Genomic DNA, 21154 nt, shown 5'->3' with positions numbered 1-21154 from the left:
CGTCGGCCTGCCGTCAGCCCGCGGGCGGCACCGCCGCCCGCGCGGCAGCGAGCTTCGCTTCGAGCTCGGCGATGCGCGCCCTCGCCTCGTCGCCTTCCGGAATCGGCAGGCCGCTGTCGCGCCACTGCACAGCGCTCTTGAAGCCCTCGGCCTCCGCCTGCCGCCTGAACCACATGCCCTCGGGGTTGTGGCGGGTGATGCCGTCGAACACGGTGGCGAACATCTGGCTTTGCTCCAGCCCCATCGAATGCCAGACCTGGTTGACGACCAGCTTGTGCATCATGAGGTGCGAGCCCGGCACGCCGGCGATGCGCTGTGCGAGCTGCATCGTGGCCTCCTCGAGCTGCTGAGCGGGCACCGAGAAATTGGCCAGCCCCCATTCGGCCGCCTGGACGCCGGTGATGGTGTCGCCGGTGAACATGAGCTGCTTGGCACGCATGGCGCCGAGGCGGTAGGTCCACATCGCGGTGGTCGGGCAGCCCCACACGCGCGTGGGCATGTAGCCGATCCGCGCGTCGTCGGCCATGGTCAGCAGGTCGCAGCACAGCGCGATGTCGCTGCCGCCGGCCACCGCGTAGCCGTGCACCTTGGCGATGGTGGGCTTTCGGCTGCGCCATAGCGCCATGAAGTCGTCGGTGTTGCGCTTCATGGCGGCGTAGTCGAGCATCGGGTCCCAGGGCGTCTTCTCCTGTCGGCAGGGGTGGTCGCCGTGCCCTGCGCCGCCTTCGCGGCCGTGGCCCTCGGCGTAGTCGCCGAGGTCGTAGCCGGCGCAGAAGGCGCGGCCCGCACCCTCGACCACGATCACGTGCACCTCGTCGTCGGCCTCGGCCCACTCGACCGCACGGCGTATCTCGGCGGGCGTGGTCTCGCCGATGGCATTGAGCTTCTCGGGCCGGTTCAGCACGAGGCGCGCGATGCGCGGGTGCTGCGGGTCCTTGTCGATCAGGACGGTGTCGAAGGCTGGCATGGTGGGCTGTCTCCTTGTATCGAGGGTCGGTCGCACCGCTCTTCTAGCATCGACCTCCTCGCGCGCCCAGACCCGGGAAGAGCCTTCAGCCCCCTGCCGCGCCACCGAGCTGGAAGCGGAACACCGCGCCCTTGTCGGGCTGCTCCACCAGCCGTATGTCGCTGCCGTGCAGCTGCAGGATGCGCTTGACGATCACGAGGCCCAGCCCGCCGCTGCTGGCCGTGCCGTCGGATCGCGAGCCGCTCATGAACACCGGGCGCGTGAAGATCGCCTTCTGAAGCTCGCCAGGAATGCCGGGGCCGGTGTCGCTCACCTGCACGGTCACACCGCCGTTCTCGGCGCGCAGCTGCACCACGATCTCGCCGCCCTCGGGGGTGTGGCGGATGGCGTTGTCCAGCAGGTTGGTCAGTACGCGCTCGATCATGCCGAGATCGGCCGACACCACCGGCAGGCCCGGCGCGATGTCGGGCTTCAGGCGCTGGTGCCTGGCCTCCGCCGCCAGCTCGAACTTCTGGAACACGTCCTGCACCAGGTCTGCGAGCGCGAAGCTTTCCTTCCCGGGCTTGACCACGCCGTATTCGAGCCGCGCCAGCTCGAAGGCCTCCTGCGCCAGCCGGCCCACCTTGCGGCTCTGACCGAGCGCGATCTCGAGGTAGCGCCGCCGCTCCGCCTCGTCGAGCGTGCCGGCCTTGAGCAGCAGCGTCTCGAGGTAACCGTGCAGCGAGGTCAGCGGGGTGCGCAGGTCGTGCGAGATGTTGGCGAAGAGTTCGCGGCGCTGCTGGTCCTGCAAGGTCAGCTCGCGCCATTGCTCGGCGATGCGGCGGGTCATCTGCGCGAAGGCCTGGCCGAGCTGGGCGATCTCGTCGCTGCCATGCGAAAGCCGCTCCAGCGTGGGCGCCTCGCCTTCGAGCGATGCGATGCCCTCGCTCTCGAAGCGCTTCACCGCCGCGGTGAGCTCGCGCAGCGGCCGCGTGATGAGGCGGAACGCCGCCAGCCCCGCCAGCAGACCGAGCAGAGACACCAGACCCATCGTCCACAGCGTGGTGCGCAGCACGTTGTCGGCCGCCACGTTGGCGACCAGCGCGTCGTGGTCCTCGCCCTGCAGCACCACGTAGACGTAGCCGGCGTCGCGACCGCCCATCTGCAGCGGCGCGGCGCTGAACACCTTCGCGCCGTTCGGGCTGCGAGGATCGTCCCCCGCGATCGGCAGCGGCGCGCCCGACAGCAGCTTGCGGATGGGCCCCAGGTCGACCCTGTCGCGCTTCAGGTGCCCGGGCGGCGCGGCCTGCGCCTCGATGCGGCCGTCCAGTCCGAGCAGGTAGACCTCCACGCTGGGGTTGACGGCCATCAGCTTGTCGAACAGGTCCTTCACCGCCGCCTGGTCGAGCCCGCCGGGCTTCATGAGTTCGGAGTTCTCGGCGATGTGCGCCGCCAGCCCGAGCGACAGGCGCTGGACGACTTCCTGCTCGTGCATGCCGTTGGAGCGCACCTGCAGCCACACCGATGCACCGCAGCACACCAGCAGCAGCACCGCGAACACGGCCGACAGCCGCCGCGAGAGCGTGGCCCAGGCCATCGTCATGCGGCCTCCTCCGCGCTGCCGGTGCCCGAGAGCTTGTAGCCGCGCCCCCACACGGTGAGGATGCGCTTCGGCTGCGCCGGATCGGCCTCCACCTTGGTGCGCAGCCGGTTGATGTGGGTGTTGACGGTGTGCTCGTAGCCGTCGTGCTGGTAGCCCCAGACCTGGTTGAGCAGATCGAGCCGAGAGAACACCTTGCCGGGGTTGCGCGCGAAGAAGTACAGCAGGTCGAACTCGCGCGGCGTGAGTTCGACCGGCTTGCCGTCCACCCGAACCTCCCGCGACAGCGGCTCGATGTCGAGGTTGCCCAGCGTGAGGCTGCCCGAGTCCATGCGCGCGTTGCGCGCCATCGCGTCGGTACGCCGCAGCAGCGCCTTCACCCGCGCCACCAGCTCCAGCACCGAGAAGGGCTTGGCCAGGTAGTCGTCGGCCCCCAGCTCCAGCCCGAGGATGCGGTGCACCTCGCTGGACCGGGCGCTGATGATGATGATCGGCGTGTATCGCTTCATCGCGCGGGCTCGGCGGCAGATCTCCAGGCCGTCGATGCCGGGCAGCATCAGGTCGAGCACCAGCGCGTCCCAGTTGCCGCGCTCCAGCTCGCGAAGGCCGGCATGGCCGTCGGCGGCATGCTCGATGGCGTAGCCCTCGTCGCGCAGGTGCATGCGCAGCAGCTCGGCAATGTGGGCGTCGTCCTCGACGATCAGCACGCGCTTGGGAGTGTCCATGGTGGCGCCATTGTCCCGCCAACCGGCCGGCGGAGTTATCACGATTAATTGAACTTTGCGTAATGAATCGGCCATGGGGTGCGCCCAAGAATCCGCTCCATGAACAGCACGACAGCCACCGCCCCCATCTCCGCAACGGCCGAAGCCGGGCCGGTCCACCCGCTGTGGATGCGCATCTCGCACTGGCTCAACGCCCTGGCCGTGGTGATCCTGGTGACCAGCGGCTGGCGCATCTACGACGCGGCGCCCTTCTTCCCCTTCAACATCCCGACCGTGGTGACGCTCGGCGGCTGGCTCGGCGGCGCCCTGCAGTGGCATTTCGCCGCGATGTGGCTGCTGGTGGCCAACGGCCTGTTCTACCTGTTCATGAACATCGCCACCGGGCGGCTGGCCGCGAAGTTCTTTCCGCTGACGCCGGCCGGGGTCTGGCGCGACGCCCTGGCCGCCCTGAAGGGCAAGCTCTCGCACGCCGACCCGCGCCAATACAACAACGTGCAGAAGCTGGCCTACCTGTTCGTGATGCTCGACCTGACCGTGATCGTGCTCTCAGGCCTGGTGCTGTGGAAGTCGGTGCAGTTCCCGGTGCTGCGCGAGCTGATGGGCGGCTACGAGTCGGCCCGCCGCGTGCACTTCTTCGGCATGGCAGCGATCGTCGGCTTCGTCGTCGTGCACCTCGTGATGGTGGCCCTGGTGCCCCGCACGCTCCTCACCATGATCCGCGGCCGCGCGGCCAAAGCCTGATGAAAATCTTCAAAGCCCCCACCCTGAGCGGCATCGACGGCGACGCCGTGCTGCGCGAAGCCCGCACGCTGATTTCGAAGAAGCTCGACGAGCCCTCGCGCCGCGTGTTCCTGCGTCGCTCGCTCACCCTCGGCGGCCTGTCGCTTCTCACCGGCTGCAGCATCAGCGACAACGCGCAGGTGGAAGCCGCGCTCACGAAGATCTCGCGCCTCAACGACAAGGTGCAGGGCCTGATCTTCAGCCCGACGCAGCTCGCACCCACGTACACCGAGGCCGAGATCACGCGCCCCTTCCCGTTCAACGCCTACTACGGCGAGGACGAGGTCCGCGAGGTCGACGAGGCCAGCTACAAGCTGGAGGTGACCGGCATGGTTGCCGACCGGCACGCCTGGACGCTGGCCGAGCTGCGCGCCATGCCGCAGCAGGAGCAGATCACGCGGCACATCTGCGTGGAGGGCTGGAGCGCCATCGGCAGGTGGGGCGGCGTGCGCTTTGCCGACTTCCTGCGCCACATCGGCGCCGACCTGACGGCGAAGTACGTCGGCTTCAAGTGCGCGGACGACTACTACACCAGCATCGACATGCCCACCGCGCTGCATCCGCAGACGCTGCTCGCGCTGAGCTACGACGGCCAGCCGCTGCCGCCGAAGTACGGCTTTCCGATGAAGCTGCGCATGCCGACCAAGCTTGGCTACAAGAACCCGAAGCACATCAAGGCGATGTTCGTCACCAACACCTATTCCGGTGGCTACTGGGAAGACCAGGGCTACAACTGGTTCGGAGGGAGCTGAGGGGCCGCCAGCCGCTCGACTGCCGAAGAAAGCGAAAGGCGGAGTTCCACAGGGACCGAGCCGACATTGAAAACCCAACCTCAACTCACTCAGGAAGACGCCAAATGAACAAGCTCACCGCAACCCTGCTCGCCACCTGCATGGCCTTCGCCGGCGCCTCGGCCTTTGCCGCCGATGAAATGGCCAAGGACGGCATGGCCAAGGACTCGATGTCCAAGGACGCAATGAAGAAGGACTCGATGGCCAAGGATTCCATGTCGAAGGACGGCATGAAGAAGGATTCGATGGCAAAGGACTCCATGTCCAAGGACGCCATGAAGAAGGACGCCATGGGCAAGGACGAGATGAAGAAGTAAGCCCGCAAGGCACCTCGCAAGCGCCATTGACGTCCGACGGATTCGGCGTCAATGTCGCGTGGGCCGCTCCACCGGCCGAAGCCAATCCCGCTCCCCAAGGAATTCCCATGAAATCCCTCGCACTCACCGCCGGCACGCTGGCCGCCGCCGCCCTGGTCTGGCATGCGGTGCCGTCGTTCGCCGAAACCGCCCGCCGCGTGCCCGCCCCCACCGCCGACCTGGTCGCGGCGCCAGGCGCGAAGACCGAAACCGCCGTGTTCGCCGGTGGCTGCTTCTGGGGCGTGCAGGGCGTGTTCCAGCGCGTCAAGGGCGTGAGCAACGCCGTCTCGGGCTATGCCGGCGGCGAGGCGAAGACGGCGCGCTACGACGAAGTCGGCTCGGGCCGCACGGGCCATGCCGAGTCGGTGCGCATCACCTACGACCCGCAGCAGATCAGCTACGGCAAGCTGCTGCAGATCTACTTCTCCGTGGCGCACGACCCCACCGAGCTCAACCGCCAGGGCCCGGACACCGGCACCCAGTACCGCTCCACGGTGTTCGCCGAGAACGCCGAACAGGCCCGCGTCGCCAGCGCCTACATCGCGCAGCTCAACCAGGCGAAGACCTTCGGCAAGCCGCTGGCCACCACCGTCGAACTGTCGAAGCCCTTCTACGCGGCCGAGGACTACCACCAGGACTACCTGACGCTGCACCCGAGCCAGCCCTACATCGCGATCAACGACATGCCGAAGATCGACGACCTGAAGAAGCTCTTCCCCGAAAGCTACAAGGCCACGCCTTCGCTGGTGAAGGCGGCCAAGGCCGGCTGAGCGGACGCCTGGCTATTCCTTGTATTCGCCACGGCGCGCGGCCCGGTTGGCGCTGGTGCGCTCCACCAGCGCCTGCTGGGCGGCCGCCAAGTTGGCCGCGTCGCCCTTCCACGCGTCGAGCGCCGGCTGCTGCACCGCGCGAGAGAAAGAGAAGGTCAGCGCCCATGGCAGGCGCGACCTGTAGCGGCGGTTCATCTCGTTGAGCCGCGCGGACGCCAGCTGCGCCGGCTGGCCGCCCGAGAGAAACGCCACGCCGGGCACCACGGCCGGCACGGTCCGCAGCAGGCACTGCACAGTCGCCTCGGCCACGGCCTCGACGGAATCCTGCACGCCGGCCTTCAGGCCCGGCAGCACCATGTTGGGCTTCAGCAGCATGCCTTCGAGCAGCACGCCCTGCGCGCGCAGTTCGACGAAGGTTCGGTGCAGCACCTCCTCGGTGACCTCGGCGCAGCGCGCGAGCGAGTGGCCGCCGTCCATCAGCACCTCGGGTTCGACGATGGGCACCAGCCCGGCCTCCTGGCACAGGGCGGCGTAGCGCGCCAGTGCATGTGCGTTGACGCGAATGCAGGCTCGGCTCGGCAGGCCGTCGCCGATGGCGATCACGCCGCGCCACTTGGCGAAGCGCGCGCCCATCGTGGCGTATTCGGCAAGGCGCTCGCGCAGGCCGTCGAGTCCTTCCGTGACGGTCTCGCCAGGGTGTCCCGCCAGCGGCTTGGCGCCCATGTCGACCTTGATGCCGGGAATGATGCCGGCGTCGGCCAGCGCCTTAGCGAAGGGCTGGCCCGCGTTGGTCTTCTGCCGGATCGTCTCGTCGAACAGGATCGCTCCCGAGATGCTGTCGGCCAGGCCCGGCGCGGTGACGATCAGCTCGCGCCAGTCGCGCCTCGCAGCTTCGGTCTGCGGTATGCCGAGCGCGGCGAAGCGCTTGTTGCAGGTGGCGTTGCTCTCGTCCATCGCGAGCAGGCCCTTGTCGTGCGCGACGAGCGCGCGGGCGGTGTCGATCAGGGTTCGTTCGGTCATGCTGGGCACCTCTCTGGCGGGCATGGTACGCCCGCGCCGCTCACTCGTTAACACCGCGAACCTGATCGCTGGCCGACTTGGCGCCACAGCCTGTGCGGCCGGCTCGGTCTTTATGGAGGCGCAGCATGCGGGCAGTAACCTCTTCGCGGTCGGGACGGAAAGGAAACTGAATGGAACGCGGATCACGAGAGCGCCATGCGCGCGACGCCAAGATGCCATCGATGGCGGCGGCCCTGGCGCTGGCCGCGTCCGTGTTCACAACGCCCATCGCGTTCGCGGAACTGGGCGGCGCCCCCACGCTGGCGCCGAGCCAGCGCATCAACGCCGTGTCGCGCAAGGCGGCCGCTGCCGAGGCGACCGGTGCTGCGGCCAGGACGGAATCCGCCGCGGGCTGGAGCACACGGGAAACAACGTCCGACGATGGCATGGTCCAGCGCGAGTACCTGACGGCCGACGGCACGGTGTTCGCCGTCGCATGGCGCGGGCCGCGCCGGCCGGAACTCTCGGTGCTGTTGGGCACGCGCTACGCCAGGCAGATGGCCGACAGCGCCCGCGCGCAACGCCAGCTGGGCAGAGGCTCCCACGCCACGACCTCGCAGGCGGACCAGACCTTCGCGGTCCATGCCTCGTCGCACCAGCGGTTGTCGGCCGGCGTCGCCTGGCTGCCACGGATGCTGCCCGCGGGTGTCGACCCCGACTCGCTGGCCATCGCGCAAGGCTCCTGATCGTTTCAACTCATCTTCGCCCTTCGTGCCCATGGACTCACGACAAGCAGGCAGCCGGCGCACAGCCGGTGCCATGAACCTCCTTCGCGCCGTGGCTTGTGCCGCGAGCCTGCTGGGCCTCGCCGCCTGCGGTGGGGGTGGCGGCGGAGGTGGCGGCGGCGCACTGCCGATCGGGCTCTTGCCCACTTCGACCCCGGCCGCTGGCGGCACCACGCCGGCGGCAGCCACGCCCCCTGCTCCGACGCCCGGCACGGCCCCTTCCGCCGCCGCGTCGAGTTCGCAGAATTCGATGCCGCTCACCGTGTCCAACGGCACCGATTCGAGCGGCGTCAACCTGCCGCAGGTGAGCATCAAGCTCTGCGCCCCGGGAACCGGCACCTGCCAGACCATCGACAACGTGCTTGTCGACACCGGCTCCACCGGCATCCGCATTGCCGCCGATGCGCTGAACTCGGCGATGAAGTCGGCCCTGCCCCAGGAAGCCGTGAACGGAGCGCCACTGAACGCCTGCGCCCAGTTCCTCGATGGCTACACATGGGGAACGATGCGCGTCGCCGACGTCACGCTCGGGCCGAAGTCCGCCAGCGCGCAGCCGCTGCAGATCGTGGGAGACCCGAACTCCGGCACCGTGCCCGCCGCATGCTCGGACAACAACACGCTGCAGCCCGAGAACACGCCCGACAAACTCGGCACGAACGGCATCATCGGCGTCGCCGCAGCGCTTCAAGACTGCGGCCCGGCATGCGCACAGAGGGTCATCCCCGCCACCTACTACACCTGCGCCGCCGGCGCATCGTGCCAGGGCACGACGGTCCCCCTCGCGATGCAGGCCCAGAACGTGGTCGCCAGTTTCGCGCAGGACAACAACGGCGTCGTGCTCGGCCTTCCGGCGATCTCGTCGGCCGGACAGGGCGTGACCGTCGGCACGCTCTACTTCGGCGTCGCGACGCAAGGCAACAACGCCATGACCGGCGCCACGGTGCTGAAGACCGACTCGCGCACGCTCAGCGTTTCGGTCAGCTACAAGAACGCCAGCTTTCCCGACAGCTTCCTGGACAGCGGATCGAACTTCTTCTTCCTCAACGATTCCACGATCGCCCAGTGCGCGAGCAACGGCTCGTTCAAGGGCTTCTACTGCCCTCCAAGCACACTGGCGCTCAACGCCAGCTTCACTGCGGCGACAGGCCCGGCCCTGAGCCAGAGCTTCGCGATCGCGAGCGCGCAGTCGCTCTTCACGAGCAGCCCGGGCGTCGTGGCGGTCGACAACATCGCCGCCGCAAGCTCCGGAACGAGCGCGATCGACTTCGGCCTTCCCTTCTTCTACGGCAGGCTGGTGGCCGTCCTCAACGAGGGGCAATCGGCGCTCGGCCAGCAGGGGCCGTTCACCGCGCTGGCAACGCCCTGAAGAAAATCCCGGCCTAGATCACGTTCTTCTCGAGCAGCGGCGTGTTCTCGAGGATCCGCGCGAAGGACACCGGGGACAGATCGAGGCTGCGGTACTCGCCGAAGCGGATCAGCTCCGCGATGCCACGCCCCGCCGCCGGGCACTGCTGCAGCCCGTGGCCCGAGAAGCCGTTGGCGAAGTAGAGGTTGTCGCAGCCGGGGTGCAGGCCCAGGATGGCGTTGTGGTCGAACAGGTTCATCTCGTAGTAGCCGGCCCAGGCGCCTGTCATGCGGATGGCCTCGAAGGCAGGTATGCGCTCGGCCAGCGCGGGCCAGATGAAACCGTCGAAGGCTTCGTATTCGACTTCGAGCGGCGCGTCATCATGGTCCCGGTCTTCGGGAGGCGCGAAGCCGCAGATGAACTGGCGGCCCTCGGGCCGCAGCCAGATGCCGGATGTGTCGATCAACAGCGGGCATCCGGGCAGTGCCTGCGGACATGAGAAGCTGAACACGCTGCGGCGGCGGCCGCGCACCGGCAGGTCGATGCCGGCCCATTGCGCGACCTTGGCAGCCCAGGCGCCCGCGGCGTTGACGACGACGTCGGCGTCCAGCGTCTCGCCGCCGTCGAGCTGCACGCCGGTCAGGCTGCGCCCGTCGCGGCGCAGCCCCGTCGCCTGCGCCTGCACGTAGCGCACGCCCTGCGAGACCGCCTTCCTGCGGAAGGCCTGCAGCAGGCTGTAGCCGTCGTACCAGCCCTCGCCCGACAGGCCGAGCGAGGCGAGCGCGATGCCTTCGGTCGATATCCAGGGAAAGCGCGCCTTCAGCTCATCGGGCGTGAGCAGCGCCACGTCCACCGCGTGCGCCTTCTGCATCGCGTGGTTCTCGCGCAGCACGTCGGCACCGGCCTGCGAGGCCAGGTAGAGGTAGCCGGGTTCGACGAGGCCGATCTCGGGCACCTCGTCGCCCACGCGCAGGGTCTGGCCGAGATGGCGCAGGAAGTCGATGCCGTAGAGCGACATCCGGATGTTGATGGCGGTGGAGAACTGCTGTCGGATCGAGCTCGCCGACAGCGCCGACGATGCCTGCCTGTACGAGAAGTCGCGCTCGACCACCACGACCTCGAAGCGCTCCCCGTCGGAGTCGCGGGTCAGGAAGTAGGCGATGGCCGATCCGATGGCCCCGCCTCCGACGATCACCACACGGCGCATGACTTGCCTTTCCTTGTCATCTTTGTTGCTCGACCGCACGCACGCAGAATAGCGCCGATGAGAAAAGACATCCCCAACCTCGGCGCGCTGCAGGCCTTCGAGGCGTCGGCACGGCTGGGCAGCTTCACGCGCGCGGCGAGCGAACTGGCGCTCACGCAGAGCGCCGTCGGCCGGCAGGTGGCCATGCTGGAGCAGCGCCTGGGCGTGCCGCTGTTCTCGCGCGTGCGGCGCCGCCTCACGCTCACCGACACGGGCCGGGAGTACGCGGCGCGCATCCGCCGCCACCTCGACCAGATCCGCCGCGACACGCTGGAGATTAGCGCCGGCCACGAGATGGGCTTCGTGCTGGAACTGGCCGTGGTGCCCACCTTCGCCACGCAGTGGCTCATACCGCGGCTGCCGGAGTTCAGCCGGCTGCATCCGAACATCACGGTGAACCTGTCGGCACGCTCGCAGCCTTTTTCCTTCCAGGAGAACGCCTACGACGCGGCCATCTACTTCGGCGACCAGTTCTGGCCGAACACGCGCGGCGGGCTGATCTTTTCCGAAGGCGAAATGGTGCCCATCTGCAGCTCCGCCTTCCGCGATGCGCACGGGCCGTGGGACGAAGCCGGTCTCGAGCGCTGCCGCCACGTGCACCTGAGCACGCGCGCCCACGCATGGCGCGACTGGTATGCGCAGCAAGGCTGGGAGTACACGGTGCACGCCTCGCGCGGTCCGCGCTACGAGCTCTTCACCATGGTGGTGGCTGCCACCGCGGCCGGCATGGGCGTAGGCCTGGCGCCGCGCATCCTGATCGAGCATGAGCTGCGCACGGGCGAACTCGTGATTCCGGTCGACCGGCACCTGGACGTGCGCCAGGGCTACTACTTCGCGTACCCCGAAGGCCGGCCCGCCTCCGGGGCACTGGAAGACTTCAAGCGCTGGGTGCTCGGGCTGACGCCCGCCTCACCCGGCAAGAAAGCCTAGACCGGGTTTGGGTTGCGCTCCAGGAAGCCCTGCTGGTGCCAGTAGGGATAGGCCCGCGTCGTCGCGCTGGCCGCGTCGAGCTCGGCAACCTGCGCGGGCGTGAGGTTCCAGCCCACCGCGCCGAGGTTCTGCCGCAGCTGCGCCTCGTCGCGAGCGCCGATCACCACGCTGGACACGGTTGGGCGCTGCAGCAGCCAGTTGAGCGCCACCTGCGGCACCGTCTTGCCGACTTCGGCGCCGACCTTCTCCAGCGCATCGACCACGCGGTACAGCAGCTCGTCGGGCACGGGAGGGCCCATGTCGGCCGTCACGTGCAGCCGGCTGTTGGCGGGCAGCGGCTGTCCGCGGCGGATCTTGCCCGTGAGCCGGCCCCAGCCCAGCGGGCTCCACACCACCGCGCCCACGCCCTGGTCGATGCCCAGCGGCATCAGCTCCCACTCGTAGTCACGGCCGACGAGCGAGTAGTAGGCCTGGTTCGCGACGTAGCGCGCGAGGCCGTACCGGTCCGACACGGCCAGCGACTTCATCAGGTGCCAGCCGGAGAAGTTCGACACGCCGATGTAGCGCAGCTTGCCTGCGCGCACCAGGTCATCGAGCGTGCCCAGCGTCTCCTCCACCGGCGTACTCGCATCGAAACCGTGGAGCTGGAACAGGTCGATGTAGTCGGTGCCCAGTCGCTTGAGCGAGGCATCGACGGCCTGCACGAGGTGATGGCGCGACGAACCCACGTCGTTCGGCCCCTCACCGCTGCGGAAGGTGGCCTTGGTGGAGATCAGCAGCCCGTCGCGCGGCCTGCCCTTGATCGCCTCGCCGAGCACCGACTCGGCCGCGCCGGCCGAGTAGATGTCGGCGCTGTCGAACATGTTCACGCCCGCTTCGAGGCAGATGTCGATGAGCTTGCGCGCCTCGGCCACGTCGGTGCTGCCCCACGCGCTGAAGAACTCGCCCTTGCCCCCGAAGGTGCCGGTGCCAAAACTCAACACGGGGACCTTGAGGCCGGATTTGCCCAGATGACGGTATTCCAAAGTGCTGCTCCTTGGTGCTTGAGGAATTCGGGATGAAGAAGGTCCGGCAGACCGGTCAGTCTGCCGCGCGGCCATTGTTTGATGGCGCGCTCAACCTTGCGCCCGGATGGGGTTTGCGCAACGGGCCACAAATGGTTGACGAAGTCATCACCCAGTTCACTTTTTAAGCCTTTAGCATGCGCCGCGAGGCCGTGGCCCCGCGCTCATCCGTTGCGCGAGACGCGGCTTCTGCAGAGCAGATAAACAACGAATCTTCAGGGAGGAAAACCCATGCTTGTCGAAATCGACAAACACGGAATGATCAGTCACGCGCGTGTGCGGCATGCGCGCAGTCCGCAGATCGAACGAGGGAAACGCGCCGCCGCCATCACCGGCATCGTCGTGCACCAGACCGATGCCGAAACGCTGGAGTCATCGCTGAACAGCTACAGGAACCCCAAGGCCAATGGAGCGCACTTTCTCATCGACAAGGATGGGACGATCTATCAGACGGCTGCGATTTATCAGAGGACGAATCACGTGGGGCCGTTGAAGGCGAGGTGTCTGGTGATGAAGACCTGCAAGCCGCAGGACTTCCCGAAGAACGGAGGAGTAGCGGCGATGCATCGCATCGAAATGCAAAAAGCACCCGGTGATCGCTATCCGGGCAATATGGAGGCCATCGGGATCGAGATGGTTGGCAGGGCCAAGCTGCCGGAAGGGTTCAAACCTACCCTCCAGCAAAAGAAGAGGAACTTGACTCCCGAAGAGATACGTGGGGAATCCGGAATCTTTCCAACACCGACTGCCGCCCAGAACCAGTCTCTGTCATGGCTTGTCGGCGTGCTCCGGGATTCGATACAGGTTGAATCAAGCGAGGTTTTTCCTCATCCTGAGGTCAGCAGAAAGAACCCTACCGAGGCTCTAGGCGCCAAATGGAATCTGGCGGCACCTACACCATGATCAGAATCAGCACCCTTTTAACTGCAGTGGCCGCAGCAGCGGTCGCTATCCCGCTTCAAGCCGCCGACACACGATATCCGGTCAGTTCGGTAATCAGGATCGAGATCGTCGAACCCTCCAGCGCAACCGCCTGGGAAGACAAGGACTTCCTGGATTGCTCGGAGTTCATCCTGACCGAGGAGGACGTGCGCTACGCGCTGCAGCACATCCGCAGAGTCTCCCGGAAGTCCTACTTCAGCGAGTACACCGAAAGAACGGGCTGCTCTGGCGGTGCATCGGTCACATTCAAGAATGGAAAGATCATCGTCATCGGCGTCGAACCCACGGGACGAATCAACATCTTCGAGGCGGACGCGAAGCTTGAGCCCACCAAGGCCCCGGAAAGCTTCTACGAATGCGTTCCCTGCAAGGACCGCAAGATGGCGCTTCTGAAAGATGCGCTGGATCGAGCCGATGAGCGAAGGCTCAAGAAGCTGGAGGCGGAAGGAAAAATTCCGCCGGGTGAAGCAGAACGTCGCCTGAAGACATTGAGGGCGAGCCGCTGACCCTTGTTCTCCACCCAACCCGCTTCGGCGGGTTTTCTTTCGCCCCACACTCCCAATCAACCGCCCGTCGGCTGGATACCATCGCCCGATGCGAATCTCCCTCGAAAGCCCCGCCCAACCCGACGTCATCCAGCTCATCGACGACCTCGATGCCTACCAGAAGCCGCTCTACCCGCCCGAGTGCCACTACGGCATCGACATCGCGGCGTTGTCGGCGCCGAACGTGCTGTTCGCCGTCGCCCGCGATGGCGAGGGCACGGCCATCGGCTGCGGCGCCATCGTCATGGAGCCGGAGTTCGGCGAGCTCAAGCGCATGTATGTGCGCCCCGAGAACCGGGGGCAAGGTGTCGCGGCGAAAGTGCTGGGCTTCCTTGAAGGCGAAGCGATGGCGCGTGGCTGCGCGATGTTCAGGCTGGAAACGGGCGTGAGCCAGCCGGAGGCGCTGTCGTTCTATGCGCGCTCGGGCTACGCGCGGCGCGGGCCGTTCGGGAGCTACCCGGATGACCCGCTGAGCGTGTTCATGCAAAAGGAAATCGCAAGCTGAGAGGCTGCCGTCTCCGTCGCCGATGAATCCGGTCAGCGCCTGATCTGCACAAGGCCGCGCTGCGCTCAGCCTGCCTCCGGCCTCGCCAACGCCGCACGCATCGCGTGGGTCGCGCTGTCGGCAGCTTCGATGCGACGGCTCATTTCCTCATTGACCAGACGCACCAAAGAGCCGAGCTCGGTGCGCGTGGGACCAAGTTGTTCTGTATCGCCCACCTCTAGCGGCGCGATGAGCTTTTCAAGGCATGTATAGGCGCAGAGCACTTCGCGAAGACTGTCGGTGTCGTCGCAGGCTTGAAGAGCGAGGGCTTCGGCAGCGGCGAAGCGGTTTGATGCGGATGGCGTACGCGAGCGAGTAGAAGCAGCCATGAATGGCCTCCGGTGATAACGCAGAGATGCTTCGAGACGCCAATCCCGAGCACGCCGAGCTTTCGACGTGCGGGCGCAGTTTATCGCCCGGATGAAGAACCTATCGAAGCGAACTCAAAGCCGCATTCCGAGCCAGATCACCGTCTCGGTCGAGGCCGCAACAACCGGGCTCAGCAACTTCGTCCACACATGGCCCGCACGCACATGCGACGCCGACTGGTCGTGATGCAACTGCTCCTCCTCGACGATTTGCGAGATGACATGGACGGCCGTTTCGTCCTTGCCCGTCAGTTCGCGCAATTGCGTCTTCAGATGTATCAGCACCACGCGCTCGACAGCCACTGTGGTCGCAGCGATGGCATGGCGACCCAGCAGCCCGGTGAGCAGACCCAGTACCCATCCGCCGATGCCACACAACCAATAGCTGCGGCAACGGCGCACTCCCCGTCGCTGCAGCTCCGCCCAAAACAGCGCCCGGTGTCTTTCCTCGTGGGACTTGAACTCACGCAACTCCGGTACGAGCGAGGGTGCACTCCATTGCGCCACGAAGATCTGCGCCCTGTAGATGTTGACCGCACCTTGCTCGCCCGCATGGTCGACCTTGAGGATCCGTCCGCCCAGCGTCGAACCCCGGTCCAGTTGCTTCCCCTCATTCATTGCGGATCCCTCATTTGCCGAGGATTTTGACGAGTCGGCCGCCCGGCCGGCGCAAATCAGCGACATCAGGGGAAATACCTAGAAACTAGGCCGTCACCGGCCCGGGCGTTCCGTCCACGAGGGAAACGGCGCGCCTCTACACCTCCCCGAATTCCCTTCACCCCTGGCCCGCTACTTGCGACAACGATCAAAAATGACAGAAAATTTTCTTCTCTGACTTATATTTGTAAACCGGTTTTCAAAAAACGCACACTTTCGGGCGCATCGCACCCTCCATGAGCACCACTTTCGACTCCCCAGGCACCACCGTGGCTCAGCGCATCGCGCAGGCTTTGCCACGGCTGTCTCGCTCGCACCGGCAGGTGGCCGACTACGTGCTGGAGCATCCGCTGCAGGTCGCCACGCTGCCCATCGATGAGCTGGCAGCGGTGGTGGGCGTCTCGGTGGCCACGGCCAACCGCTTTGCGCGGGCGCTGGATTTCGATGGCTACGCCGCCTTCCGCGCCGAGCTAGTGCGCGGCTTCGAGCCGCTGGTGGCGCCAGTCGAGCGTCTGCGCGGCAATCTGGAGCGGCCGACCACGGTGGCCGAGGTGTTCGCCACCGCGCTCGACGAGAGCCGCCGCAACATCGACGCGACCCGCCAGACGCTGGACTACGCCGCATGCGAAGCCGCGGTGGAGCGCATCGGCAAGGCGCGCTCGGTGTACATCGGCGGCTTCGGCGCGAGCGCGTGGCTCGCGGGGCTGCTGCAGCACGGGCTGGACGGCAGCTGCAGCGACGTGCGCATGCTCTCCAGCGTGAGCGGCGTCACGCATGCGGCGCGCACGCTGATGCACGCGGGGCCGCAGGACGTGTTCATCGGCCTGACCTTTCCGCGCTACCTGACGGACACCATTTCGCTCGCGCAGATCGCGCGCAGCCAGGGCTGCGCCGTGATCGCCCTCACCGACCGCCCCAGCTCGCCGCTGGCGCCGCTGGCCGACGTGGCGCTCTTCTGCCAGACCGAGACCAGCTACCGCCCGAACTGCGAGACCAGCGTGCTCGCGCTGATCGAGGCGCTGACCAGCGCGGTGGCGCTGCGCGCGCCCGACCCGGTGCACTCGGCCGGCCGCATCCTGCACGCGGTGCGACCGTGGCTGCATGGGGCCAACGGGCTGCCCCGCATCAACGGCCTCGACGCGGGCGCCGCCGGGCAGGACAAGACAACGACAGATGCCTCCGCCGCGACCGGCGCCGGCAAGAGAAAGAAGAAAGCTTCCCGATGATCCAGACTCACGTGCCCGTGATCGCCATCCATGGCGGCGCCGGCACCATCAGCGCCGCGACGACGAGCGCGGAACAGGCGCAGGCCTATCACGATGCATTGAAGAGCATCGTGGCCGCCGCGCAGGCGATGCTGCTCAAGGGCGCATCCGCGCTGGACGCCACCTGCCTCGCGGTGGAGATGCTCGAGGAGTGCCCGCTCTTCAACGCCGGCCACGGTGCAGTGTTCACGCACGACGAGACGCATGAGCTCGATGCCGCCGTGATGGATGGCGCCACTCTCGCCGCCGGCGCCATCGCGGGCGTGTGCCACATCCGCCGCCCGGTGCGGGCCGCGCGCGCCGTGCTCGAAGACGGCGCCCATGTACTGCTGGCCGGCGCGGGTGCCGAGGCCTTCGCTCGCGAACGCGGGCTGGAGATGGTCGAGCCCTCGTTCTTCTCCACCGAGGCGCGTCGCCAGCAGCTCTACCGCGTGCGCGGCACGGGCCGCGTGGTGACGGACCATGAAGGCGCCTCGATGACCGCAGCCTCGCCGCTCGACGAGGACAAGAAGTTCGGCACCGTCGGCGCGGTCGCGCTCGACATGCACGGCCATCTGGCCGCGGCCACCTCCACCGGGGGCATGACCAACAAGCGCGTGGGCCGCATCGGCGACTCGCCGCTCATCGGCGCCGGCACCTACGCCGACGACCGCACGGCCGCCGTGTCGTGTACCGGCAGCGGCGAGATGTTCATCCGCGTCGCCGCGGCCTACGACGTCTGCGCGCGCATGGCCTACGGCGGCGCGACGCTCGAAGCTGCCACGCACGCCGTGGTGCAGCAGTCGCTGCCGGCCATCGGCGGCTCCGGCGGGCTGATCGCCGTGGACCGCCACGGCAACCTGAGCCTGGCCTTCAACAGCGAAGGCATGTACCGCGGCCACGCGCGCGGCAACGAAGCGCCGAAGACTGCCATCTTCGCCTGACGCAGCAGCCCCTTTTTTCTCGCATTCCCATGTCCACCCCTGCCCTCGCCCTGCCGGACGGCCGCGTTCTCGCCGTCGACGACCTCACCGTTCGCTTCTCGACTTCCGAGCGCACGGTCGATGCCGTGAAGAAGCTGTCATTCCACGTCGACCACGGCGAAACGCTCGCGGTGGTGGGCGAATCGGGTTCGGGCAAGTCGGTGACCTCGCTGGCGCTGATGCGCCTGGTGGAGCACGGCGGCGGCCGCATCCTGAACGGCAGCATGATGTTCCGCCGCCGCAACGGCGAGGTGCTCGACCTCGCGCAGGCGCGCGACGGTGCCATGCGCAACATCCGCGGCGCGGACATCGCGATGATCTTCCAGGAGCCGATGACGTCGCTGAACCCGGTGTTCACGGCCGGCGACCAGATCGCCGAGGCCATCCGCATCCACCAGGGCAAGAGCGACTCGGCCGCGCGCGCCGAAGCCCTGCGCATGCTGGAGCTGGTGCGCATTCCCGAGGCGCGCAACGTGCTCGACCGCTACCCGCATCAGCTCTCGGGCGGCATGCGCCAGCGCGTGATGATCGCGATGGCGCTGTCGTGCAAGCCGCAGCTGCTGATCGCCGACGAGCCCACCACCGCACTGGACGTGACCATCCAGGCACAGATCCTCCAGCTCATCCGCGAGCTGCAGAAGGAGATGCACATGGGCGTGCTGTTCATCACGCACGACATGGGCGTGGTGGCCGAGATCGCCGACCGCGTGCTGGTGATGTTCCGCGGTGACAAGGTGGAAGAAGGCGTCTCCGACAACGTGTTCGCCGCGCCGCAGCACCCCTACACCCGCGCTCTGCTTTCGGCCGTGCCCAAGCTGGGCGCGATGCAGGGCACCGACCTGCCGGCCAAGTTCGAATTGCTGCGCACCGAGGCCAACGCCGACACGGCAGCCCCCCACCAGGCCACCCCGCAGGACACGGTGCGCGCCGACGCCGGCCCGATCCTGCGCGTGCGGGACCTCGTCACCCGCTTCGACGTGCGCAGCGGCCTCTTCGGCCGCGTGAAGCGGCGCGTGCATGCGGTGGAGAAGATCAGCTTCGACCTGTACCCCGGCGAGACGCTGGCGCTGGTCGGCGAGTCGGGCTGCGGCAAGTCGACCACCGGCCGCTCGTTGCTGCGCCTGGTCGAGAGCCAGAGCGGCGCCATCGAGTTCGGCGGCAAGAACATCCGCGAGCTGCCCACGCGCGAGCTGCAGGCGCTGCGCCGCAACATCCAGTTCATCTTCCAGGATCCGTTCGCCTCGCTCGATCCGCGCGTGACGGTGGGCTTCTCGATCATGGAGCCGCTGCTGATCCACAAGATCGCCAGCGGCGCCGAGGCGCAGCAGCGCGTCGACTGGCTGCTGCAGAAGGTGGGCCTGCCGCCCGAGGCGGCACAGCGCTATCCGCACGAGTTCTCAGGCGGCCAGCGCCAGCGCATCGCCATCGCGCGGGCGCTCGCGCTCAACCCCAAGGTGGTGGTGGCCGACGAATCGGTGTCGGCGCTGGACGTGTCCATCCAGGCGCAGATCGTCAACCTGATGCTCGACCTGCAACGCGAGCTGGGCGTGGCTTTCCTCTTCATCTCGCACGACATGGCGGTGGTGGAGCGCATCAGCCACCGCGTGGCGGTGATGTACCTGGGCCAGATCGTCGAGATCGGCCCGCGCCGCGCAGTGTTCGAGGCGCCGCAGCACCCCTACACCCGCAAGCTGATGTCGGCAGTGCCGGTGGCCGATCCGTCGCGCCGCCACAAGCCGCGCGCCCTGCTCGAAGGCGAGATTCCCAGCCCGATCCGCGCGGTGGGCGACGAGCCCGAGGTGCCGCCGCTGGTGCAGGTCGCGCCGGGTCACTTCGTTGCGCGGCACGCCATCGGCGGCGCGTTCTGACCCGCGCCCCTTTTCTTTCCTCCTTCATTTTTCTCAACCCGCAGGCCCTCCTGCTTTTTCCTCGAACCGACTGGAGTTCTTCCATGACGCAACAAGCATCTTCCTCCCTGCGATGGGCATCCGCATTGCTGGGCCTGGCCGCGCTGGCCGCCTCGGGCACCGCACTGGCCGCGAAAGACGTGGTGCTGTCCATCGGCTACCAGCCGGAAACGCTGGACCCGTACAACACCAACACCACCATCACCACGGCCGTGACCAAGACCTTCTATGAAGGCCTGTTCCAGTTCGACAAGGACCTGAAGGTGCAGAACGTGCTGGCCGAGGGCTACGAAGTGTCGAAGGACGGCCTGGTCTACACCATCAAGCTGCGCACCGGCGTGAAGTTCCACGACGGCACCGACTTCAACGCCGACGCCGTGAAGTTCACGCTCGACCGCGTGCTGAACCAGGACAACAAGCTGCTGCGCTACAACCAGTTCAACCGCGTGAGCAAGGTCGAGGTGGTGAACCCCAGCACCGTGCGCATCACGCTGAAGGAGCCCTTCGGCCCCTTCATCAACTCGCTGGCCCACGCATCGGCCGCCATGATCTCGCCCACCGCGTTGAAGAAGTGGGGCAACAAGGACATCGCCTTCCACCCCGTGGGCACGGGCCCCTTCGAGTTCGTCGAATGGAAGCAGACCGAAGCCGTCAAGGCCAAGAAGTTCGACGGCTACTGGAAGAAGGGCTATCCGAAGGTCGACAACATCTCGTGGAAGCCGGTGCTCGAGAACAACACGCGCGCCGCGATGCTGCAGACCGGCGAGGCCGACTTCGCCTACCCGATTCCCTATGAGCAGGCCGAGCTGCTGAAGAAGAGCGAGAAGCTCGAAGTGGTGGCATCGCCCTCGATCATCACGCGCTTCCTGGCATTCAACATGCTGCAGAAGCCCTACGACAACCCGAAGGTGCGCGAGGCCATCGGCTACGCCATCAACAAGGAGGCGCTGGCCAAGGTCGCCTTCGGCGGCTATGCCTTCCCCGCGCAGGGCGTGCTGCCCCAGGGCGTGAAGTACGCCGAGAAGATGGCCCCCATTCCCTACGACCTGAAGAAGGCCAAGGAACTGATGAAGGAAGCCGGCTACCCCGACGGCTTCGAGTCGGTGCTGTGGAGCGCCTACAACAACACGACCGCGCAGAAGACGATCCAGTTCGTGCAGCAGCAGCTCGCGCAGATCGGCATCAAGCTGCAGGTGCAGGCGCTCGAAGTGGGCCAGCGTACCGAGCAGGTGGATGCATGGCCCGATCCGAAGACGGCCAAGGTCCGCATGTACTACACCGGCTGGTCGTCGTCGACCGGCGAAGCCGACTGGGGCCTGCGCCCGCTGTTCGCCTCGGAAGCCTGGGCTCCCAAGCTGAACAACATGTCGTTCTACAAGAGCGAGACCGTCGACAACGCGCTGGCCAAGGCGCTGGTGACCACGGACGAGAAGGAACGCGCCGCGCTGTACAAGACCGCGCAGGAAGAGATCCGCAAGGACCTGCCGCGCGTGCCGATGGTCACCGAGCAGAACCTGTCGGCGCATGCCAAGCGTCTGTCGGGCGTGTTCGTGATGCCTGACGGCAACATCAACATCGACACGATCGCAGTGTCGAACTGAGTACTCCCCCAGGCTGCGCGCACTTC

At 67.1% G+C, this 21154-nt stretch carries 23 protein-coding genes; 15 read left to right on the top strand and 8 right to left on the bottom strand.

What is annotated here, in order from left to right; genetic code table 11:
- Positions 1-13 precede the first annotated feature (13 nt).
- The 3 genes from FHY06_RS02090 to FHY06_RS02080 all read right to left on the bottom strand — a co-directional run bounded on the left by FHY06_RS02090 (position 14) and on the right by FHY06_RS02080 (position 3271).
- Entirely contained in the window at positions 14-967 is a 954-nt protein-coding gene (locus FHY06_RS02090) for a crotonase/enoyl-CoA hydratase family protein (RefSeq protein ID WP_184603113.1), read from the bottom strand.
- An 85-nt stretch (positions 968-1052) separates the two neighbouring features.
- Positions 1053-2549, bottom strand: a complete 1497-nt coding sequence (locus FHY06_RS02085) for a sensor histidine kinase (RefSeq protein ID WP_409327433.1) — start codon at positions 2547-2549, stop codon at positions 1053-1055.
- Entirely contained in the window at positions 2546-3271 is a 726-nt protein-coding gene (locus FHY06_RS02080) for a response regulator transcription factor (protein WP_184603110.1), read from the bottom strand. The genes FHY06_RS02085 and FHY06_RS02080 overlap by 4 nt, the downstream gene beginning before the upstream one ends.
- Positions 3272-3370: 99 nt before the next feature.
- Here FHY06_RS02080 and FHY06_RS02075 point away from each other — a divergent pair, with 99 nt between their 5' ends.
- From FHY06_RS02075 to msrA, 4 genes are all read left to right on the top strand, one after another.
- On the top strand, positions 3371-4012 hold the full coding sequence (locus FHY06_RS02075) for a cytochrome b/b6 domain-containing protein (RefSeq protein WP_126181651.1): 642 nt from the start codon (positions 3371-3373) through the stop codon (positions 4010-4012).
- Positions 4012-4803, top strand: coding sequence for a molybdopterin-dependent oxidoreductase (locus FHY06_RS02070; RefSeq protein ID WP_019652917.1), 792 nt, complete (start codon positions 4012-4014; stop codon positions 4801-4803). Before FHY06_RS02075 ends, FHY06_RS02070 begins: the two co-directional genes overlap by 1 nt.
- 104 nt (positions 4804-4907) lie before the next feature.
- Positions 4908-5159 (top strand): pentapeptide MXKDX repeat protein, encoded by a 252-nt coding sequence (locus tag FHY06_RS02065; protein ID WP_019652918.1) that lies wholly within the window; start codon positions 4908-4910, stop codon positions 5157-5159.
- 107 nt (positions 5160-5266) lie between these two features.
- Positions 5267-5968 (top strand): peptide-methionine (S)-S-oxide reductase MsrA, encoded by a 702-nt coding sequence (gene msrA / locus FHY06_RS02060; RefSeq protein WP_019652919.1) that lies wholly within the window; start codon positions 5267-5269, stop codon positions 5966-5968.
- A 12-nt stretch (positions 5969-5980) separates the two neighbouring features.
- Here msrA and FHY06_RS02055 read toward each other — a convergent pair whose 3' ends face one another.
- The gene (locus FHY06_RS02055; protein ID WP_184603107.1) at positions 5981-6988 is read right to left on the bottom strand and encodes a class I fructose-bisphosphate aldolase; all 1008 of its coding nucleotides are present in this window, start codon (positions 6986-6988) and stop codon (positions 5981-5983) included.
- 170 nt (positions 6989-7158) lie between these two features.
- Here FHY06_RS02055 and FHY06_RS02050 point away from each other — a divergent pair, with 170 nt between their 5' ends.
- Positions 7159-7713, top strand: a complete 555-nt coding sequence (locus tag FHY06_RS02050) for a DUF2844 domain-containing protein (protein WP_184603104.1) — start codon at positions 7159-7161, stop codon at positions 7711-7713.
- Positions 7714-7786: 73 nt separating this feature from the next.
- On the top strand, positions 7787-9118 hold the full coding sequence (locus FHY06_RS02045) for a DUF3443 family protein (RefSeq protein ID WP_184603101.1): 1332 nt from the start codon (positions 7787-7789) through the stop codon (positions 9116-9118).
- A 13-nt stretch (positions 9119-9131) separates the two neighbouring features.
- Here the strand turns inward: FHY06_RS02045 and FHY06_RS02040 are convergent, their stop codons facing one another.
- A complete protein-coding gene (locus FHY06_RS02040; protein WP_184603099.1) occupies positions 9132-10304 on the bottom strand; it encodes an NAD(P)/FAD-dependent oxidoreductase in 1173 nt (390 codons plus the stop codon).
- A 57-nt stretch (positions 10305-10361) separates the two neighbouring features.
- On the opposite strand from FHY06_RS02040, the gene FHY06_RS02035 reads away from it, so the two are divergent.
- Positions 10362-11273, top strand: a complete 912-nt coding sequence (locus FHY06_RS02035; RefSeq protein WP_184603097.1) for a LysR substrate-binding domain-containing protein — start codon at positions 10362-10364, stop codon at positions 11271-11273.
- Here the strand turns inward: FHY06_RS02035 and FHY06_RS02030 are convergent.
- Positions 11270-12298, bottom strand: a complete 1029-nt coding sequence (locus FHY06_RS02030; RefSeq protein ID WP_132750865.1) for an aldo/keto reductase — start codon at positions 12296-12298, stop codon at positions 11270-11272. The genes FHY06_RS02035 and FHY06_RS02030 overlap by 4 nt on opposite strands.
- Before the next feature lie 32 nt (positions 12299-12330).
- Between FHY06_RS02030 and FHY06_RS34795 the strand changes: the two genes are divergently transcribed.
- The 4 genes from FHY06_RS34795 (at position 12331) to FHY06_RS02015 (ending at position 14329) form a co-directional block, all read left to right on the top strand.
- A complete protein-coding gene (locus FHY06_RS34795) occupies positions 12331-12465 on the top strand; it encodes a hypothetical protein (protein ID WP_260309758.1) in 135 nt (44 codons plus the stop codon).
- Between the two features lie 103 nt (positions 12466-12568).
- Positions 12569-13240, top strand: coding sequence for a peptidoglycan recognition protein family protein (locus tag FHY06_RS02025; protein ID WP_184603095.1), 672 nt, complete (start codon positions 12569-12571; stop codon positions 13238-13240).
- A complete protein-coding gene (locus FHY06_RS02020) occupies positions 13237-13785 on the top strand; it encodes a hypothetical protein (protein ID WP_184603093.1) in 549 nt (182 codons plus the stop codon). Before FHY06_RS02025 ends, FHY06_RS02020 begins: the two co-directional genes overlap by 4 nt.
- 88 nt (positions 13786-13873) lie before the next feature.
- Positions 13874-14329: a GNAT family N-acetyltransferase gene (locus tag FHY06_RS02015; protein WP_184603090.1), complete on the top strand. Its 456-nt coding sequence runs from the start codon at positions 13874-13876 to the stop codon at positions 14327-14329.
- Positions 14330-14394: 65 nt separating this feature from the next.
- On the opposite strand, the gene FHY06_RS02010 is transcribed toward FHY06_RS02015, so the two are convergent.
- Positions 14395-14697 carry a hypothetical protein gene (locus tag FHY06_RS02010; RefSeq protein ID WP_184603089.1) on the bottom strand — a complete coding sequence of 101 codons (303 nt, stop codon included), beginning with the start codon at positions 14695-14697 and terminating at the stop codon, positions 14395-14397.
- A 114-nt stretch (positions 14698-14811) separates the two neighbouring features.
- Positions 14812-15354, bottom strand: a complete 543-nt coding sequence (locus FHY06_RS02005; RefSeq protein ID WP_184603086.1) for a demethoxyubiquinone hydroxylase family protein — start codon at positions 15352-15354, stop codon at positions 14812-14814.
- Between the two features lie 275 nt (positions 15355-15629).
- Between FHY06_RS02005 and FHY06_RS02000 the strand changes: the two genes are divergently transcribed.
- The 4 genes from FHY06_RS02000 to gsiB all read left to right on the top strand — a co-directional run bounded on the left by FHY06_RS02000 (position 15630) and on the right by gsiB (position 21128).
- Complete coding sequence (locus FHY06_RS02000) at positions 15630-16619, top strand: MurR/RpiR family transcriptional regulator (protein WP_132750860.1); 990 nt, start codon at positions 15630-15632, stop codon at positions 16617-16619.
- On the top strand, positions 16616-17581 hold the full coding sequence (locus FHY06_RS01995) for an isoaspartyl peptidase/L-asparaginase family protein (protein ID WP_126181640.1): 966 nt from the start codon (positions 16616-16618) through the stop codon (positions 17579-17581). The genes FHY06_RS02000 and FHY06_RS01995 overlap by 4 nt, the downstream gene beginning before the upstream one ends.
- 29 nt (positions 17582-17610) lie before the next feature.
- A complete protein-coding gene (locus tag FHY06_RS01990; protein ID WP_184603084.1) occupies positions 17611-19488 on the top strand; it encodes a dipeptide ABC transporter ATP-binding protein in 1878 nt (625 codons plus the stop codon).
- Between the two features lie 83 nt (positions 19489-19571).
- Positions 19572-21128 (top strand): glutathione ABC transporter substrate-binding protein GsiB, encoded by a 1557-nt coding sequence (gene gsiB, locus FHY06_RS01985; RefSeq protein ID WP_019652933.1) that lies wholly within the window; start codon positions 19572-19574, stop codon positions 21126-21128.
- The last annotated feature ends 26 nt before the right edge of the window (positions 21129-21154 follow it).

Source organism: Variovorax atrisoli (assembly GCF_014195185.1).
GTDB classification, from domain to species: domain Bacteria; phylum Pseudomonadota; class Gammaproteobacteria; order Burkholderiales; family Burkholderiaceae_C; genus Variovorax; species Variovorax atrisoli.
This window is presented reverse-complemented; position numbering and strand designations above follow the sequence as displayed.

What these genes read in the sequence shown, in the direction of transcription:
- FHY06_RS01990 (WP_184603084.1), top strand. Translation starts at nt 17,611, where the DNA reads ATGTCCACCCCTGCCCTCGCCCTGCCGGACGGCCGCGTTCTCGCCGTC.
- FHY06_RS02035 (WP_184603097.1), top strand. Translation starts at nt 10,362, where the DNA reads ATGAGAAAAGACATCCCCAACCTCGGCGCGCTGCAGGCCTTCGAGGCG.
- FHY06_RS02005 (WP_184603086.1), bottom strand. Translation starts at nt 15,354, where the DNA reads ATGAATGAGGGGAAGCAACTGGACCGGGGTTCGACGCTGGGCGGACGG.
- FHY06_RS02080 (WP_184603110.1), bottom strand. Translation starts at nt 3,271, where the DNA reads ATGGACACTCCCAAGCGCGTGCTGATCGTCGAGGACGACGCCCACATT.
- FHY06_RS02000 (WP_132750860.1), top strand. Translation starts at nt 15,630, where the DNA reads ATGAGCACCACTTTCGACTCCCCAGGCACCACCGTGGCTCAGCGCATC.
- FHY06_RS02085 (WP_409327433.1), bottom strand. Translation starts at nt 2,549, where the DNA reads ATGACGATGGCCTGGGCCACGCTCTCGCGGCGGCTGTCGGCCGTGTTC.
- FHY06_RS34795 (WP_260309758.1), top strand. Translation starts at nt 12,331, where the DNA reads ATGAAGAAGGTCCGGCAGACCGGTCAGTCTGCCGCGCGGCCATTGTTT.
- FHY06_RS02010 (WP_184603089.1), bottom strand. Translation starts at nt 14,697, where the DNA reads ATGGCTGCTTCTACTCGCTCGCGTACGCCATCCGCATCAAACCGCTTC.
- msrA (WP_019652919.1), top strand. Translation starts at nt 5,267, where the DNA reads ATGAAATCCCTCGCACTCACCGCCGGCACGCTGGCCGCCGCCGCCCTG.
- gsiB (WP_019652933.1), top strand. Translation starts at nt 19,572, where the DNA reads ATGACGCAACAAGCATCTTCCTCCCTGCGATGGGCATCCGCATTGCTG.
- FHY06_RS02040 (WP_184603099.1), bottom strand. Translation starts at nt 10,304, where the DNA reads ATGCGCCGTGTGGTGATCGTCGGAGGCGGGGCCATCGGATCGGCCATC.
- FHY06_RS01995 (WP_126181640.1), top strand. Translation starts at nt 16,616, where the DNA reads ATGATCCAGACTCACGTGCCCGTGATCGCCATCCATGGCGGCGCCGGC.
- FHY06_RS02020 (WP_184603093.1), top strand. Translation starts at nt 13,237, where the DNA reads ATGATCAGAATCAGCACCCTTTTAACTGCAGTGGCCGCAGCAGCGGTC.
- FHY06_RS02055 (WP_184603107.1), bottom strand. Translation starts at nt 6,988, where the DNA reads ATGACCGAACGAACCCTGATCGACACCGCCCGCGCGCTCGTCGCGCAC.
- FHY06_RS02050 (WP_184603104.1), top strand. Translation starts at nt 7,159, where the DNA reads ATGGAACGCGGATCACGAGAGCGCCATGCGCGCGACGCCAAGATGCCA.
- FHY06_RS02090 (WP_184603113.1), bottom strand. Translation starts at nt 967, where the DNA reads ATGCCAGCCTTCGACACCGTCCTGATCGACAAGGACCCGCAGCACCCG.
- FHY06_RS02045 (WP_184603101.1), top strand. Translation starts at nt 7,787, where the DNA reads ATGAACCTCCTTCGCGCCGTGGCTTGTGCCGCGAGCCTGCTGGGCCTC.
- FHY06_RS02070 (WP_019652917.1), top strand. Translation starts at nt 4,012, where the DNA reads ATGAAAATCTTCAAAGCCCCCACCCTGAGCGGCATCGACGGCGACGCC.
- FHY06_RS02065 (WP_019652918.1), top strand. Translation starts at nt 4,908, where the DNA reads ATGAACAAGCTCACCGCAACCCTGCTCGCCACCTGCATGGCCTTCGCC.
- FHY06_RS02075 (WP_126181651.1), top strand. Translation starts at nt 3,371, where the DNA reads ATGAACAGCACGACAGCCACCGCCCCCATCTCCGCAACGGCCGAAGCC.
- FHY06_RS02025 (WP_184603095.1), top strand. Translation starts at nt 12,569, where the DNA reads ATGCTTGTCGAAATCGACAAACACGGAATGATCAGTCACGCGCGTGTG.
- FHY06_RS02015 (WP_184603090.1), top strand. Translation starts at nt 13,874, where the DNA reads ATGCGAATCTCCCTCGAAAGCCCCGCCCAACCCGACGTCATCCAGCTC.